Genomic DNA, 16,708 nt, shown 5'->3' on the forward strand with positions numbered 1-16,708 from the left:
CGGGCTGCCCCTAGCCTCGGCTCATCCGGATCCACCGGACAAGGACACGGGCGCCACTGGCGTCCGTCTTCCATGGGGAGAGCCGATGGCAGGCTTGTGGCGCACCCTCCGTGCACGGCTCATGACGCCGGACATCGTCGAGACGACGATGAGCCGGCGGGGATTTCACGTCAAGGACGAACCCACCCGCCGCCGGCTGGAGTCGGTGGGCGCCAGCTTCCTCACCGGCTTCCGGGCGGCGGTCGAGGCCCGCGAGGACGCCGACATCAACCGCCTGGACCTCATCGAGCGGCAGTTCCGCGGGTTCGCCTACGAGGGCGCCGCCATGGGGTACGCCATCCTGGACGGTGTCTCGCCGGGTGGCGACCGCACCGGCCGCTTCCTGGCCGGCGCCGGCGCCCCGCACATCTACATGGCGTACGTCGGAATCGGCTGGGCGTACGCCAAGCTGCCCAGTTGGCGCTGGCGGGCCGTCGCGGCGCCGGATCCGCTGCTGCGCTGGCTGGTGCTCGACGGACTCGGCTTCCACCGTGCCTACTTCGAGACCGACCGTTTCGTGCGCCGCCAGGAGGTCGCCCCGGTGGCCTGGCCGCCGGACGTGCCCGGCGACTACTCGCGGCGTGCCATCGATCAGGGCATCGGCCGCGCCAGCTGGTTCGTCGCCGGCGCCGACCCCGACGTCGCAGCCGACCTGATCTCCCGCTTCGACGAGTCCCGCCACGGCGACCTGTGGAGCGGCATGGGCCTGGCCGCCACCTACGCCGGCGGCGCCGACTCCGACGACCTCAAGAAGCTGTACGTCCACGCCGCCCAGTACCGTCCGCAACTCGCCCAGGGCTCCGCCTTCGCCGCGCAGGCGCGGCTGGGAGCCGGTCTGGTCACCGAGCACACACCCCTCGCCACCGGCATCTTCTGCGGCTGCACCCCGCAGGAGGCGGCCGCGATCACCGACGTCGAGCGCGACACCCTCGGACCGGACGGGCCTGAGCCGGCGTACGAGGTCTGGCGTCAGCGGATCCAGGCGCACTTTGCCTGACCGCGGACCACAACGGAGGGTGGACACCGTGGAGCGGATCACGACCGGACCCCGCACGCTGCCCGGCGGGGCACTCGCAGCGCGCTTCACCAACTCGGTGCTCGTCCACGAACCGGATCGGCTGTTGGTGACGACGACGACGCTGGGACCGGGGGAGGACCCGTACCTCGGCGATCCCGGGGGCGACGCGGCGCTGGCGTTCCCGGCCGCGTGCGCCCTCGAGGCCGTGGCACAGGGGTGGGCGGCGCTGTCCGGGCACGACGGGCCACCGGTGATCGAGGCGGTCGAGTTCGGTCAACCGCTCGTGGTGCCCCGCGACCGCGCCGTGGAGCTGCGCCTGACCGCCGTGGCCGGACCGCAGCCCAGGACGGCCACCGTGACGCTGCGCAGCGTGTACCTCGGAAACGAGGTGGAACACGTCCGCGCCCGGCTGCGGCACCGCGGCGTCGGCGGGCTGCGCGACCGGGTGCCGGTCGTACGGCACCCGGCGGCCACGGTGCCCGTCCCGACCGCGCTGCCGGTGCCCCCCGCGCGGCGCCCCGAGCAGTCACCGCCGGCGCTCAGCCCCGCCGGCGAGGTGTACGACGCGCCGGTCCGCCGCGACCGCAGGCTGCATCGGCTGCTGCGCTACCGCGAGATCACCGCCTCCGGCTGCGTGGCCGAACTCGCCGGAGCCAGCGCGACGTGGTGGTTCGGGGCCGCCCCGCCGGAACCACTGGTACTCGGCGACCCCGGCCTGCGCGACGCGTTGCTGCACGCCGTGCAGGCCTGGGCACCCGACACGGTGCTGCAACCGCTGGGCGTGGACCGGATCTGGCTGGCCGGTGCCGGCCCGTACGAGCAGGTGACGGTGTACGCCGTCCACCGGGACCGGGACGGGGACGTGCACCGGTTCGACCTGGAGGCGATGGCCGACGGGCGGGTCGTCGAGCGCTGGACCGGGCTGCGGCTGCGGCTGGTGTCCGGAGGCCGTCCGCCCGGTCCGTGGCCGGCGCAGGTGTTCGGACCGTACCTGCACCGCAGACTCAGCGAGCTGGCGGGCATCGACGTCGCCGCGGTGCTGGAGCCGGGTCTGCGCCGTGAACGGCGTCGGGAGCACACCGCCCTGGCCGTGGCCCGACTGCTCGGTGCCCACACCACGGTGCGCTACCGCCCCGACGGGCGGCCCGAGCTGGGCGGCGGCCGGTGCGTGTCGGCGGCGCACGGCGGGGCCAACACCCTGGCGGTGGTCTCGGGCCGGCCGGTCGGCTGCGACCTCGAACCCGTCGCGCGGCGTGAACGCGCCGAGTGGCGCCGTTTGCTCGGCGGGCACCTCGCCCTGGCCGACCTGATCGCCGCCGAGACCGGGGAGCCGCTGTCCACGGCGGCGACCCGGGTCTGGTCGGCGCTGGAGTCGTTGCACAAGGTTGGCGTCACGGCGGTCACCCCACTGACCTACACCCGGCACACCCCGGACCGGTGGGTGTTGCTCACCGCCGGCCGGTGGCGGGTCGCCACCTGTGTGGTGGGGCTGCGTGGCGTGCCGGAGGAACTGTCCGTGGCGGTGGCCGCGGCCGGCTGACCGTCGATCCGGGACCGCCGCGCGGTGCGCGGCGGTCCGTCGTGTCCGGCGCCGGTTTCGCGCCACGTCCTCTCGCTTGCGTTCTTCGTGGACGCGGACAGCAAATCGCGAGATGTGTCCGTGGCGGTGCCCGTCCACCATTGGATTGCGTCACGACGGAGGAATGTCGCAGACGGTTTCCGGCTACCCGGACATTGCGCGGCGACAGGCGTGCAACGCGTTTCTGTCAATTCGAGAGATCGTCGGAGGTGATGCCCGTGCCCAGGGAATTCGAGACGGATCAGGCGCGGACGATGTCGCTGGAAGCGTATGCCGACACGATTCTGCCCGGCGAGCGGCGCTGGCCGGGGGACCGGGCCATCGCCGGTGTCTCGCAGGGCGGCGGCGCCGTCGCCTCCGGCGCGCTGGAGGTCCTCCGCTCCGCCGAGGGTGGCATGGCGCCGGCGCTGGACATGCTGGCCGACGGCCTCAACGAGCACGCCCGCGCGTACGTCGCCGAGCGGGGAATCGAGCCGGACGCGGAGGTCCCGCCGTTCGTGTCGCTCGACTACCCGGACCGGGTGCTGCTGGTGCAGCGGCTGACCGACCGTGCGAACCCGGAGTGCGACGCCTGGATCAGCCTCGCCATGTTCTGCACCATCGCCTTCGACGCGGGGTCGCACACCAACACCGTGGAGGCGCTCGCCGCCGGACACGTCGGCTTGAAGACGATGGGCTTCCGCATGCCGGACAGCGACGGGCTGTGGCGGTTCGACACCTACAGCTACGGCCGGCAACTGGCCAGGCCGCACCCCGACACGACCCCCTCCGGGAGCCCTTCATGACGAGTTCCGAGAACACCGACGTCCTCGTGATCGGCAGCGGCTTCGGCGGCGCCATCGCCGCCTACCACCTCGCCGCGGGCGGCGCGCGGGTCGTCGTGCTGGAACGCGGGCCGTGGCTGTCCGGCGAGGACTTCCAGCACGACTTCAAGTTCGGCTCCTCGTCGACCCGGATCTTCGACTTCGTCATCGGCGACGGGATGAGCGTGCTCAGCGGCAACTGCGTCGGCGGCGGCAGCGTCGTCTACTTCGCCGCGATGCCCCGCGCGCCCCGGTTCGTCTTCGACCGCAAGGGACGCTTCAACCGCCGGATGTGGCCGGCGGCGGTGTCCCGGGACACGCTCGAGCCGTGGTACGACCGGGTGGCCGAGGCGCTGCCGGTCACCCAGACGGCCTGGGACACCGTGCCGTTCGCCGGCGGGCTGTTCGGCGCGGCCTGCGACCACGCCGGACGGACCGCGAACGCGGTGCCGGCGGCGGTCGACACGGCCAAGTGCACCAACTGCAACTGGATGATGTCCGGCTGCCGGTTCGACGCCAAACGGTCCCTGCTGCTCAACTACCTGCCGGCCGCGCTGGCGCACGGCGCGCAGATCCGCCCGCTGCACGAGGTACAGCACCTGTCCCGCACCGACGACGGTGGCTACCGGGTGCACTACACCGTGCTCGACGACGTCGACTACCGGGTCGAGGTGGGTGGCGGGACCATCGACGCGAAGATCGTCGTACTGGCCGCCGGGGCTGGCGCCACGCCGGTCATCCTCCAGCGCTCGGAACCGACCCTCGGCGCCATGCCGCACGCCGTCGGCCGGTACTTCTCCGGCAACGGCGAACGGCTCAACACCGCGATCTTCGACGAGGACCGCATCCGTGACGTGCTCGGCCTGAGCCGGCCCGACGGCGTGCCGTACGAGGCGTACCAGATCGGCAAGGGCCCCTGCGTGGCCACCTGGGACAAGCTCGACGGGTCCCTGCCCGAGTACGAGCGGTTTTCGCTGGAGCAGCTCTACTTCCCGCCGGGCTTCGGCACGATCCTCGCCCAGGTGCCGGACGCCGTCGGACCGACGTGGTTCGGCGCCGAGAAGAAGGAACTGCTGCGGCGCTGGCAGTCCTGGCTGACCGTCTTCACGATGAGCGAGGACGACAACGAGGGGGTCTTCGGCGCGCCGCCGTCCAGCGGCAACTCGATGCGACTGTCGCAGCAGATGCTGGGCCGGGGTTCGTTGCGCTACGAGCCGACCGAGAACACCCTGCGCGGGTGGGCGCTCTCCGACGCCGAGGTACGCGACATCCTGGAGCGCGACGGGCTGGCTCGGGTGATGCCGTGGACCAACGACGTGGTGGGCGCGTACACCGTGCACCCGCTGGCGTCCTGCCGGATCGGCGACGACCCGGCGACCTCGGCGCTCGACGACCGGCACGAGCTGCGCGACCATCCCGGCATCTTCGTCACCGACGGATCCGCCGTGCCGGCCGGTCTGACCGTGAACCCGGCGATGACGATCGCCGCACTGGCCGAGCGGGCCGTGCCGGGCATCGTCGAGGCCGCCCGCGCGCGGGGGGTGGACGTCCGCTACGGCGCGCCCGCGCCGGATGGCGCCACCAGCAGCCGCGCCGCCGTGCTGCCGCTGGTGAGCGGAGCGCTGCGGCGGTGACCGGTCTCTACGCCCGGGTGGCCCGGCGGCCCTCCCGGGGGCACGTGCGGCGGGTCACCCCGGTGCGGGTCGAGCGGGCGGACGGCCTGGTGGCCGCGGTCTACCAGCAGGTGGAGCGCGACTTCGGCATGCTGGCCCCGCCGGTCAGCCTGCACTCGCCCGCGCCGCAGGTGCTGGCCGCGTGCTGGGTGACGCTCCGCGAGACGCTGGTCGCGGTCGGACGGGTGGACCGGGCGACCCGCGAGACGGTGGCGGCTGCGGTCTCGGCCGCCAACTCCTGCCCGTACTGCGTGGAGGTGCACTCGGCGACGCTCGACGGCCTGGTCCGGCCGGCGAGCGACGCGCCGACCGACGCCCGGTTGGCGCGGATCGCCGACTGGGCACGGGCCGGGACGGCTCGGGCGTCCGCGCGGGACGCCGTGCCCCCGGTCGCCCGCGACGAGGCCGTCGAACTCCTCGGCGTGGCACTGGCCTTCCACTACCTCAACCGGATGGTGAACATCTTCCTCGAACCCTCGCCGATTCCCGCCGGCCTGCCCGCACCGATCCGTGGCGGCGTACGCCGGACCTTCGGTCGGTTGATGGCCCGGGGGACGCGGGGTGACCGGCCGGCGGGCGCCGCGCTGGAGCTGCTGCCGTCCGTGCCGCCCGCGCCGGACCTCGCCTGGACGACCGGCCACCCGGTCCTGGCCGACGCGCTCGCCCGTGGCGCCGCGGCCGTCGACGACGCCGGGCGTCGCTCGGTGCCGGAGTCGGTACGGGACCTGGTCGCCTCCCGGCTCGACGCCTGGGATGGCCGCCCGACGGGTCTCAGTCGGTCCTGGGTCGGTGCGGCGGTGGGTGACCTGCCCGCCGCCGACCGTCCCGCGGGACGGCTGGCGCTGCTCACCGCGTTCGCGGCCTACCAGGTCGACGACGAGGTGGTGGCCGACGTACGTGCCGGCGGGGCGGACGATCGTGCGCTGGTCGAGTTGACCGCCTGGGCGAGCATGGCGGCGGCACGCCGGGTGACGGCCTGGGTGCCGCTCGACCCGGTCGGGCCGCCGCGCCCGTCGTGACCCGTGCCCGCCGTCGGCAGCTCGCCGACGGCGGGCGTCCGTCCTGTCCGTCGCTGTCCGGGAGGAAGCATGTCTACCGTTTTGGGCTCGCTGCGCAGGCTCGCGCTGGCACCGGCGTTGAGCGAGGTCGGCTTCGCCCGCCGAGGTTTCCCGGGGCCGCCGTCGGCCGCCACCGCGCGGCTGGAGGCGATTCCCCGGGCCGTCGTGTGCGGCTTCGAGTGGGGCATCGACGCCCGCGACCTCACCGAGGTGCGCGACCGGGTCGAGCTGGTCGACGACGGCATGCGCGGCTTCGCGTACGAGGGCGTCACGATGGCCTTCACCGTGCTGGACGCGATGGGCAGCGGTCGCCGACGACGCACCCGTGAGCTGCTGCTCGGGCCGGGGGCGCCGCACCTCTTCCTGGCCTACATCGGCATCGGCTTCGCGATGGCGAGGCTGCCCCGGCCGCTGTGGCGCAAGGTGGTGCCCGAGCTGGAGCCGGGACCGTTCCACCCGACGATGACCTGGTTGGCGGTGGACGGTTACGGCTTCGACCTGGCCTACTTCCACGTCGGCAGGTGGGTCGACGAGCAGCGGGTGCCCGCGCCGTACGCCTGGCAGGGACGGCCGGACTACTTCGGCCGGGCGGTGGACCAGGGGATCGGCCGGGCACTGTGGTTCATCCACGGCGCCCGGGTGGACGACGTGGACGCGGCCGTGCGCCGCTTCGCCCCGGAGCGGCAGGCGGACCTGTTCAGCGGGGTCGGTCTGGCCGCCACGTTCGCCGGTGGGTGCGGTGCGGCGGACCTCGCGGTCCTGCGCCGCCAGGCCGGCCGGCACGCCCCGGAGCTGGCGCTGGGAAGTGTGTTCGCGATGCGGGCGCGGGTGCACGCGGGCTTCGTGCCTCCGCACTCCGCGGTGGCTGCCGCCGCCCTGACCGACCTGTCCGTGACCGCTGCCGTCGCGTTGGCCGACGGCACCGCGCCGGGCGCCGACTCCGGCGGGCCGGTCCCGCCTTACGAGATATGGCGGACGAACATCCGTCGGCATTTCGACAGGGCTTTTGTGGAGTAATTCCACATAGTCGTTGCCGTGATCTGCCGAGTCTTTATATAAAACCCAGTCCCGTCTCCGGGACGCATTATCGAGAAGTGTCATCAATTCGATGTACGACAATGGTCAGCAATTTTCGAGTAGCCCGGGTTCTGGCGTCCTGTGAGGATCTGCTGACACGTCCCCCCGCATGGCGGACGACAGCACCGAACCCCGTCCGGGTCTTCCCGGCCGCCGGACCGGTCGCGTGTCGACCGCCTCCGGTCGGGTCGGGCCAGCCGGCGACAGCAACTGCCGGGCGCGGCCCGTGACCCGACCGGCCCGGGCCGGTACGCCACCGCGACGCGCGGTGGGTTCGCTCCGACGAGTCCGTCACAAACGGGAGGTCTTGAGTTCATGTCAGCGACGTTTGGCTTGCTGCGCCGGCAGCTCGCCGGGTTCATCGGCCTCGCACTCGTGGTCGGGATGTTCTTCGCCGTCCGGCTGCCCAGCGCCTCCGCGGCGGAGCGGACGGGGCTGGCGTCCCGGTACGCGTTCGAGCCCATGGGAATCGCCCTGCCCTCCGGTGCCGTCCAACAGTCCGTCCGGAAGGTGAACCGGGCCTACACCAACATCGACGCCTGGATCTCCTCCGTGGGCGCCGGCATCGCCATGAACGACCTGGACGGCGACGGTCTGGCCAACGACCTCTGCCTCACCGATCCCCGCACCGACCAGACCGTCGTCACGCCGACGCCGGGCAGGGGCGAGCAGCGGTACCAGCCGTTCGCGCTGGACCCCACGCCGCTGCCGATCAGCCGGATCACCGCGCCGATGGGCTGCGCGCCGGGTGACTTCAACGAGGACGGCCGGATGGACCTGCTGGTCTACTACTGGGCCCGCACGCCGATCCTCTTCCTCGCCCGGGGTGGGGCGCTCGCCCTCGGCAACGCCGCCTACCGGGCCGTCGAACTGGTGCCGGGCGTCGGCGCCGGGGAGTACAACGGTCCACTGTGGAACACCAACGCGGTGGCGATCGACGACTTCGACGGGGACGGTCACGTCGACATCTACATCGGCAACTACTTTCCGCACAGCCCGGTCCTCGACGACACGGTCGACGGCGGGGTGGAGATGAACGACTCGATGTCCAACGGCATCAACGGTGGCGAGGACTACGTGTTCCGGTGGACCGGCGGCGCCGCGGGCGCCGAGCCGACCGCCGCCTTCCAGCGGATCAGCAACGTGATCCCCCGGGACGTCTCCAAGGGCTGGGCCCTCGGCGCGTCGGCCGCCGACATCGACGGCGACCTGCTGCCCGAGCTGTACCTGGCCCACGACTTCGGCCCCGACCGGCTGCTCTACAACCGCTCCACCCCGGGCAACATCGAGTTCGCCCTGGTCGACGGGGTGCGCGGCGCGACCGTGCCAAAGTCCAAGGTGCTGGGCAAGGACTCCTTCAAGGGGATGGGCGCCGACTTCGGTGACATCGACGGCGACGGGCTGTACGACCTGTTCGTCAGCAACATCACCACCCCGTTCGGCATCCACGAGAGTAACTACGCGTTCATCAACGCCGCCAAGAACCTGGGGGAGGTCAAGACCAGTTTCAGTGGTGGCGACGCGCCGTTCGAGGACCGCAGCGCCGATCTCGGCCTGGCCTGGTCGGGCTGGGGCTGGGACGTCAAGATGGCCGACTTCGACAACGGCGGCCGGCTCGCCATCGCCCAGGCCACTGGTTTCGTCCGGGGTGAGGTCAACCGGTGGCCCCAGCTCCAGGAGCTGGCCACCACCAACGACACCCTGGTCCACAACCCGGCCTGGTGGCCGAACGTGCGCGCCGGCGACGACGTCGGTGGCAACCAGCGGCTGCACCTGTTCGTTCGGGGCGAGGACGGCCGGTACGTCAACATCGCACCCGAGATCGGGCTGGACATCCCCGTACCCACCCGAGGGTTGGCCACCGGCGACTCCGACGGTGACGGCCGGCTCGACCTCGCCGTCGCCCGCCAGTGGGCGGAGCCGATCTTCTACCGCAACACCAGCCCGACCGCGGGGGCCTTCCTCGGCCTGCGCCTGACCCACCAGTCCGCCGACCCGGACGGCCGGGGCTCGCCCGCCGTCGGCGCCCAGGTCGCCGTCACCACGCCCGACGGCCGCACGCTCGTCTCCAAGGTGGACGGTGGCGGCGGGCACTCCGGCAAGCGCAGCAACGAGGTGCACATCGGGCTGGGCGACAACGTCACCGGCCCGGTGAAGGTCAGCCTCTGTTGGCGCGACCGCACCGGACAGATCCGTAAGCAGGACCTTCAGCTGACCCCGGGTTGGCACGACGTGCAACTCGGCTCGCAGGCCAACGAGAGGTAATGGACATGGCCGAGACCACGATCAACCCCGTCCGACACGACGCCAAGATCACGACTGCCCTTCGGCGTTTCGCCATGTCGATCACGATCTTCAACATCGTCGGTTACACCTACCTCGGCTTCGAGCAGCCCTGGCTGTGGCCCTTCATCGCGCTCGCCACCGGATACACCGTCGAGATCTTTCTCGAGACCATCGGCGCCCGCTCCGAGGGTCGCGCGCCGCGCTACCTCGGGGGCGGCAAGCGCGGGTTCATGGAGTTCCTCCTCCCCGCGCACATCACCTCCCTGGCCGTGAACATGCTGACCTACGTCAACGACCGGGTCTGGGTGATGATGTTCGGGGTCACCGTCGCGATCGCCGCGAAGTGGATCCTGCGGGCACCCGTGCGGGGCCGGTTGCGGCACTACATGAACCCGTCCAACTTCGGTATCGCGGTCATCCTGATCCTGTTCCCCTGGGCCAGCATCGCCCCGCCCTACCACTTCACCGAGCACACCACCGCGATCGGCGACTGGCTCATCCCGGCGATCATCCTCACCGCCGGGACAATGCTCAACGCGAAGCTCACCAACCGGATGTGGCTGATCCTCGGCTGGCTGTCCGCGTTCGCGCTGCAGGCCGTGGTGCGTGGGCTCATCCTCGACACCGCCGTCCTGGGCGCGCTGGGCATGATGACAAGCGTGGCGTTCGTGCTCTTCACGAACTACATGATCACCGACCCGGGCACCAGCCCGTCCAGCCCCGCCTCGCAGGTCGCCTTCGGGGCCGGAGTGGCCACCGTCTACGGGGTGATCACCGGCGCGGGCATCGCGTACGGGCTCTTCTTCGCCACCGCCACGGTCTGCCTCATCCGGGGCCTGTACCTGTGGGCCCTGCACATCTCCAACAAGGTCCGCGAACAGCGTGAGGCCGCCGACGGCGGGGGCACCGCGGGCGGCCTGCCGGCGTCGATCGCCACCGGCACCGGGCCTCTCGTCGCCGCCGAGCCCAACTCACACAAGGAGGCGGTACCGGCATGAGCAGGATCGCCGTCGTCGGCCTGGCGTGCCGATATCCCGACGCCGCGTCCCCCGGGGAACTGTGGGAGAACGCGGTCACCGGACGGCGGGCGTTCCGCCGCCTGCCGGACGAGCGGATGCGACTGGCCGACTACTGGGACGCCGACCGCAGCGCCCCGGACCGGTTCTACGCCCGCAACGCCGCCGTCATCGAAGGCTACGAGTTCGACCGGTTGAAGTTCCGGATCGCCGGCAGCACGTACCGGTCCACCGACCTCACCCACTGGCTGGCCCTGGACGTGGCCGCCTCCGCCCTCGGTGACGCCGGCTTCCCGATGGGGGAGGACCTGCCCCGCGAGCGGACCGGCGTGGTGGTGGGCAACACCCTCACCGGGGAGTTCGCCCGCGCCAACGTGCTGCGGCTGCGCTGGCCGTACGTCCGGCGGACCGTCGGCGCGGCCCTGCGCGAGCAGGGCTGGGACGACGACCAGCTCGCCGACTTCCTCGGCACCCTCGAACAGCGCTACAAGGCGCCGTTCCCGGAGATCGACGAGGACACCCTGGCCGGCGGCCTGTCCAACACCATCGCCGGACGGATCTGCAACTACTTCGACCTCAAGGGCGGCGGCTACACCGTCGACGGCGCCTGCTCCTCCTCCCTGCTGTCGGTGCTGACCGCGTGCCGCGGCCTGGCCGACGGCGAACTGGACGTCGCCGTCGCGGGCGGGGTCGACCTGTCGATCGACCCGTTCGAGATCATCGGATTCGCCAAGACCGGCGCGTTGGCCCGCGGTGAGATGAAGGTCTACGACCGGGGCGCCAACGGCTTCTGGCCGGGCGAGGGCTGCGGCATGGTCGTCCTGATGCGACACGAGGACGCGGTGGCGCAGGGCCGACGGATCTACGCGTCGATCGCCGGTTGGGGAGTGTCGTCCGACGGCAAGGGCGGCATCACCCGGCCGGAGGAGGACGGCTACCGGCTGGCGCTGCGCCGGGCGTACGAGCGTGCCGGCTTCGGCATCGAGACCGTCGCCCTGTTCGAGGGGCACGGCACCGGCACCGAGGTGGGCGACGCGACGGAACTGCGGGCGTTGACGGCGGCGCGGCGGGACGCGGGCGCTTCCGGCACACCTGCCGCGATCAGCTCGATCAAGGCGATGATCGGACACACCAAGGCGGCAGCCGGCGTCGCCGGTCTGCTCAAAGCCGTCCTCGCGGTGCATCACCAGGTGCTCCCGCCGGCGCTCGGGTGCGAGGAACCGCACGACGTGCTCACGTCGACCGACGCGAAGCTGCGGGTTCTTCCCGCCGCCGAGCCGTGGCCGGCCGACGCGCCGCTGCGCGCCGGCATCACCGCCATGGGATTCGGGGGGATCAACACCCACCTCGTCCTGCAGGGCGAGGACGGCGCCCGCCGCTCCCCGGACGCCCGGACCCGCGCGATGGCGTCCCGGACGCAGAACGTGGAACTGCTCGCCCTGGACGCCGACACCCCGGCCGAACTGGCCGAGCGGATCGGCGCACTGGCCGCGCAGGTGATCCGGCTCTCCTACGCGCAGCTCGGTGACCTGGCCGCCGGCCTCTACCGGGATCTGGGCGACCGGCCGTACCGGGCCGCCGTGGTGGCCCGCTCGCCGGAGGACGCCGAACGTCAACTGCTGCGGGTGCACGCCGCCCTACAGGCCGGGGAGACCCGCCTGTACGCGGTGGACGGCCGGGCCTTCCTCGGCCACGCCCGCGGCACCGCCCGGGTCGGTCTCCTCTTCCCCGGTCAGGGCACCGGCCGTGGCCGGCCCGCGCAGGCGCTGCGTCGCCGGTTCACCCAGGCCGACCGGATCGTCACCGAGGCGGCGCTGCCCACCGGTGACGTGGTGGCCACCGAGGTGGCCCAACCGCGCATCGTCACCGGGTCGGTGGCCGGGCTCAGCGTGCTCTCCGCGCTCGGCATCGAGGCCGATGTGGCCGTCGGGCACAGCCTCGGCGAACTCACCGCCCTGCACTGGGCCGGAGTGATGGACCTGCCGTCGGTGCTGCGGATGGCCGCCACCCGCGGCCGGACCATGGCCGAGCACGGCCGCCCCGACGGGACGATGGCCGGGATGTCGGCCGACCCGGAGACCGTACGCGGCCTTCTCGGCGACGACCCGGTGGTCATCGGCGGCTACAACAGCCAGCGGCAGACCGTGATCTCCGGTCCGGTCGACGCGGTCGGCCGGGTGCTGGAGCGCGCCGAGGCGGCCGGCGTCGCCGGAAAGCGGCTGCGGGTCTCCCACGCCTTCCACTCGCCCCTGGTCGCCGAGGCGGCCGAGGCGTTCGGCGGGTACCTCGCCGCGGAGCGGTTCAACCCGCCGAACCGGCAGGTGATCTCCACCGTGACCGGCGCCGAGCTGTCGCCGGACACCGACGTCGCCGGCCTGCTGCGTAACCAGATCACCGATCCGGTGCTGTTCACGCAGGCCGTCGCGTTGGCCGCGAAGGAGGTCGACCTGCTTGTCGAGGTCGGGCCCGGACACATCCTGTCCGACCTGGCCCGAGGCGACGTGTCGGTGCCGACGGTGGCGTTCGACACCGACGACGAGACGGTCGCCAGCGTGCTGCGGGTGGCCGCGGCGGCGTACGTCGTCGGGGCCGCCCGGGTGCACCCGCAGCTCTTCGACGGCCGGTTGGTCCGGCCGCTGAAGGACGCCGACGAGTTCACCTTCTTCACCAGCCCCTGCGAGACGGTGCCCGAGGTGGTGCTGCCCGAGTCGCAGCAGCGGGCTGTGGAGGCCCCCCAGGCGGTCGGTGACGCGCCCGCCGGCGAGTCCGCGGCGCTGACGCTGCGCCAGCTCGTCGCCGAGCGGGCGGAGCTGCCGCTGGACATGGTCCGGGAGGACAGTCGACTCCTCGACGACCTGCACCTGAGCTCGATCACGGTCAGCCAGGTGGTCAACCAGGCCGCGGAGCGGCTCGGCGTACCCCCGTCCCGGCTGCCCACGAACATCGCGACGGCGACCGTTCGGGAGGTCGCCGAGGCGCTGGACACCCTGATCGGCACCGGCCTGATGGAGGACCTGACGCAGCCGGTGTCCGTGGCCGGGGTGGACACCTTCATCCGGGCCTTCGCGGTCGACCTGGCCGAGACACCCGCGCCGGTCCCCGGTCCGACCGAACCGGCCGGGACGTGGCAGCTGTTCGGCGCGCTCACCGACCCGCGCGCCGAGCAGGTCCGCCAGGCGCTGGCCTCCGGCGGCGTGGGTGGTGGCGTGCTGGTCTGGCTGCCGGCCGACTGCACCCCGGAGCAGCTCAACCCGGCCCTGCAAGGGGCACAGGCGGTCCTGGCCGACGGGGCGGGCGACCGCTTCGTCGTGGTGCAGCACGGGCTCGGCGCCAGCGGCCTGGCCCGCACCCTGCGGTTGGAGGCACCCCAGATCCGGACCACGGTTGTGCACCTGCCGGCCGGGCTCGACGCGGCCGAGCGGGTGCTGACCGAGGTCGCGGCGACCGAGGGCTACCGCGAGGTCCACTACGACTCCTCGGGGGTGCGTCGGGAGCAGGTCCTGCGGGCCCTGCCGATCGCACCGGCCCGCACCGACGCCCCACTGGCCGAGGGCGACGTGCTGCTCGTCACCGGTGGCGGCAAGGGCATCACCGCGGAGTGCGCGCTCGCGCTCGCCGTGGACGCCGGCGCGAAGCTGGCGGTCCTGGGCCGCTCCGACCTCGCCGGCGACGCGGAGCTGTCGGCCAACCTGGAGCGCTTCGCCACCGCCGGCGTCGAGGCAGGGTACTTCCAGGCCGACGTGACGGATCCGGTGGCGGTCCAGGCCGCCGTGGACGAAGCCCAGCGTCAGCTCGGCCCGGTCACCGGTGTGCTGCACGGCGCCGGACGCAACGAGCCGGCGGCGCTCACCTCGCTGGACATGGACGCCGTCCACGGCGCCCTGGCGCCCAAGGTCGGCGGGCTCACCGCCGTCCTGGACGCGCTCGAGCCGGACCGGCTGAAGCTGCTGGTCACCTTCGGCAGCATCATCGGCCGGGCCGGGTTGCGGGGCGAGGCGCACTACGCCACGGCCAACGACCGACTCGCCGAGCAGACCCGCCGTTTCGCCGACGCCCATCCGAACTGCCGGTCGGTGTGTCTGGAGTGGTCGGTCTGGTCGGGCGTCGGCATGGGTGAGAGGTTGTCCGTCGTCGAGTCGCTGACCCGCGACGGCATCACCCCCATCACCCCCGACGAGGGCGTGGCGATGCTGCGTCGACTCGTCACCGACCCGGACACCCCGCCGGTGGTGGTGGCCAGCGGTCGGGCCGACGGCCTCGACACGCTGCGCTTCGAGGAGCCGGAGCTGCCCCTGCTGCGCTTCGTGGACCGACCCCAGGTCCGCTACCACGGTGTGGAGCTGGTCACCGACGTCGAACTCACCGCCGGCAGTGACCTGTACCTCTCCGACCACCTCCTCGACGGCAACCTGCTGTTCCCGGCGGTCTTCGGCATGGAGGCGATGGCGCAGGCGGCCATGGCCGTCACCGGCCGCGACCAGACGCCGGTCATCGAGCAGGCCCGCTTCGCCCGACCGATCGTGGTGCCGCCGCTGAGCAGCACCACCATCCGGATCGCGGCGCTGGTCACCGGCGACGACACCGTACGAGCGGTGATCCGGACCGCGGACACCGGGTTCGCCGCCGACCACTTCGAGGCGGTGCTGCGCTTCGTCGACGCCCCGACGCCGGCCGGCCCACCGGAGCAGGTCGCCGACGACCTGCCGCCGGTGCCGCTCGACCCGGCCCGGGACCTGTACGGCGGCACCCTCTTCCAGGGGGCGCGCTTCCAGCGGCTGCGCGGTTTCCACCGGGCCGCCGCCCGCGACGTCGACGCCGACGTGGCAACCGTGCCCGACACGGACTGGTTCAGCGCGTACCTGCCGAGCACCCTGCTGCTCGGCGACCCGGGAGTCCGCGACGCGCTGATGCACGGCAACCAGGTCTGCGTTCCGGACGCCACGCTGCTACCGGTGGCGATCGAGCGGCTGTACCCGGCCGGGCCACGGCTGGGGACCGACGGGCCGCTGCGGTACTGCGCCACCGAGCGGGAGCGCGACGGCGACACCTACGTCTACGACATCGCGCTGCGAAACGGCGCCGGCGAGGTCGTCGAGCGGTGGGAGGGCCTGCACCTGCGGGCCGTCCGCAAGAAGGACGGCCGGGGCCCGTGGGTGGCGCCGCTGCTCGGCTCCTACCTGGAGCGGACCCTGGGCGACCTGATCGGCGCCACCGTGGCGGTAGCCGTCGAACCGGACGGGACCGCCGACGACCCGGACGCCCTGGCGGTCGGTCGCGCTCTCGGGCACGCCGTGTCGCTGCGCTACGACGGCAACGGACGTCCGGAGAAGGTCGGCGAACGCTCGGTGGCGGTCAGCCACGGAGCCGGTCTCCGCCTCGCCGTGGCGGCGTTCGCCCAGGTCGGCTGCGACGTTCGGCCGGTGCCGGAGCGGGCCGCGGACGAGTGGTCGGCGGTCCTGGGCCGGCACGCGACGTTGCTCGACCAGTTGGTCGACGGTCCCGGCGAGGACCGCGACAGCGCCGGCGCCCGGATCGAGGCGGTCCTGGCCTGCCTGGGTCAGATCGGCCTGCCGGAGCACGCGCCGGTGGCGCTGACCCCGGTGCGACGCGACGGCTGGCTGGTCTTCGCCTCCGGTCCGGTGCGGGTGGCCACCCTCGCCACCACCGTGGGGGACGACGCCACACCGGTCATCCTCACCGTCCTCACCGACGGCTGGTCGTGAGATGGAGGACTACTACGAGTACCGGCACACGGTGGGCTTCGAGGAGACCAACCTCGTCGGGAACGTCTACTACGTCAACTACCTGCGCTGGCAGGGGCGGTGCCGGGAGATGTTCCTGCACGACAGGGCGAACGACATCCTCGACGACCTGCGCGCCGACCTGAAGCTGTTCACGTTGAAGGTGGACTGCGAGTTCTTCGCGGAGATCACCGCCTTCGACCAGTTGGCCATCCGGATGCGGCTGGTCGAGCTGACGCAGACGCAGATCGAATTCGGCTTCGACTACATCCGGTTGCACGCCGACGGTGAGGTGCTGGTCGCCCGCGGTCGTCAGCGGGTGGCCTGTATGCGCGGACCGAACAACCGCACCAGCCCCGCCCGGGTCCCGGAGTCGTTGGCCCGGGCCCTGGGCCCCTACCGGGCACGGGTGGCGTAG

Annotated in this window: 10 protein-coding genes; all 10 read left to right on the plus strand. The window is 72.6% G+C overall.

Features of this window, described 5'->3' with window-relative positions:
* The first annotated feature begins 85 nt into the window (after window positions 1–85).
* The 10 genes from AB0C25_RS10415 to AB0C25_RS10460 all read left to right on the plus strand — a co-directional run bounded on the left by AB0C25_RS10415 (window position 86) and on the right by AB0C25_RS10460 (window position 16,708).
* Window positions 86–1,036 (plus strand): DUF1702 family protein, encoded by a 951-nt coding sequence (locus AB0C25_RS10415; protein ID WP_357371654.1) that lies wholly within the window; start codon window positions 86–88, stop codon window positions 1,034–1,036.
* Window positions 1,037–1,064: 28 nt separating this feature from the next.
* The gene (locus AB0C25_RS10420; protein WP_357371656.1) at window positions 1,065–2,597 is read left to right on the plus strand and encodes a polyketide synthase dehydratase domain-containing protein; all 1,533 of its coding nucleotides are present in this window, start codon (window positions 1,065–1,067) and stop codon (window positions 2,595–2,597) included.
* A gap of 293 nt (window positions 2,598–2,890) precedes the next feature.
* Window positions 2,891–3,421, plus strand: coding sequence for a DUF5987 family protein (locus AB0C25_RS10425; protein ID WP_357371995.1), 531 nt, complete (start codon window positions 2,891–2,893; stop codon window positions 3,419–3,421).
* Window positions 3,418–5,073 (plus strand): GMC family oxidoreductase, encoded by a 1,656-nt coding sequence (locus AB0C25_RS10430; protein WP_357371658.1) that lies wholly within the window; start codon window positions 3,418–3,420, stop codon window positions 5,071–5,073. Before AB0C25_RS10425 ends, AB0C25_RS10430 begins: the two co-directional genes overlap by 4 nt.
* The gene (locus AB0C25_RS10435) at window positions 5,070–6,131 is read left to right on the plus strand and encodes a carboxymuconolactone decarboxylase family protein (protein WP_357371660.1); all 1,062 of its coding nucleotides are present in this window, start codon (window positions 5,070–5,072) and stop codon (window positions 6,129–6,131) included. The genes AB0C25_RS10430 and AB0C25_RS10435 overlap by 4 nt, the downstream gene beginning before the upstream one ends.
* A gap of 69 nt (window positions 6,132–6,200) precedes the next feature.
* Complete coding sequence (locus tag AB0C25_RS10440; protein ID WP_357371662.1) at window positions 6,201–7,187, plus strand: DUF1702 family protein; 987 nt, start codon at window positions 6,201–6,203, stop codon at window positions 7,185–7,187.
* A 375-nt stretch (window positions 7,188–7,562) separates the two neighbouring features.
* Window positions 7,563–9,512, plus strand: coding sequence for a CRTAC1 family protein (locus AB0C25_RS10445; RefSeq protein ID WP_357371664.1), 1,950 nt, complete (start codon window positions 7,563–7,565; stop codon window positions 9,510–9,512).
* A gap of 5 nt (window positions 9,513–9,517) precedes the next feature.
* The gene (locus AB0C25_RS10450) at window positions 9,518–10,531 is read left to right on the plus strand and encodes an enediyne biosynthesis protein (RefSeq protein ID WP_357371666.1); all 1,014 of its coding nucleotides are present in this window, start codon (window positions 9,518–9,520) and stop codon (window positions 10,529–10,531) included.
* Window positions 10,528–16,272, plus strand: a complete 5,745-nt coding sequence (locus AB0C25_RS10455; RefSeq protein ID WP_357371668.1) for a type I polyketide synthase — start codon at window positions 10,528–10,530, stop codon at window positions 16,270–16,272. The genes AB0C25_RS10450 and AB0C25_RS10455 overlap by 4 nt, the downstream gene beginning before the upstream one ends.
* A gap of 1 nt (window position 16,273) precedes the next feature.
* Complete coding sequence (locus AB0C25_RS10460; protein WP_357371670.1) at window positions 16,274–16,708, plus strand: acyl-CoA thioesterase; 435 nt, start codon at window positions 16,274–16,276, stop codon at window positions 16,706–16,708.

The organism is Micromonospora sp. NPDC048839 (assembly GCF_040649915.1).
Classification (GTDB): domain Bacteria; phylum Actinomycetota; class Actinomycetes; order Mycobacteriales; family Micromonosporaceae; genus Micromonospora.

Excerpts from the sequence above, each read along its gene's own strand:
- AB0C25_RS10415 (WP_357371654.1), top strand. The coding sequence starts at position 86 with ATGGCAGGCTTGTGGCGCACCCTCCGTGCACGGCTCATGACGCCGGAC.
- AB0C25_RS10425 (WP_357371995.1), top strand. The coding sequence starts at position 2,891 with ATGTCGCTGGAAGCGTATGCCGACACGATTCTGCCCGGCGAGCGGCGC.
- AB0C25_RS10430 (WP_357371658.1), top strand. The coding sequence starts at position 3,418 with ATGACGAGTTCCGAGAACACCGACGTCCTCGTGATCGGCAGCGGCTTC.
- AB0C25_RS10440 (WP_357371662.1), top strand. The coding sequence starts at position 6,201 with ATGTCTACCGTTTTGGGCTCGCTGCGCAGGCTCGCGCTGGCACCGGCG.
- AB0C25_RS10445 (WP_357371664.1), top strand. The coding sequence starts at position 7,563 with ATGTCAGCGACGTTTGGCTTGCTGCGCCGGCAGCTCGCCGGGTTCATC.
- AB0C25_RS10450 (WP_357371666.1), top strand. The coding sequence starts at position 9,518 with ATGGCCGAGACCACGATCAACCCCGTCCGACACGACGCCAAGATCACG.
- AB0C25_RS10455 (WP_357371668.1), top strand. The coding sequence starts at position 10,528 with ATGAGCAGGATCGCCGTCGTCGGCCTGGCGTGCCGATATCCCGACGCC.
- AB0C25_RS10460 (WP_357371670.1), top strand. The coding sequence starts at position 16,274 with ATGGAGGACTACTACGAGTACCGGCACACGGTGGGCTTCGAGGAGACC.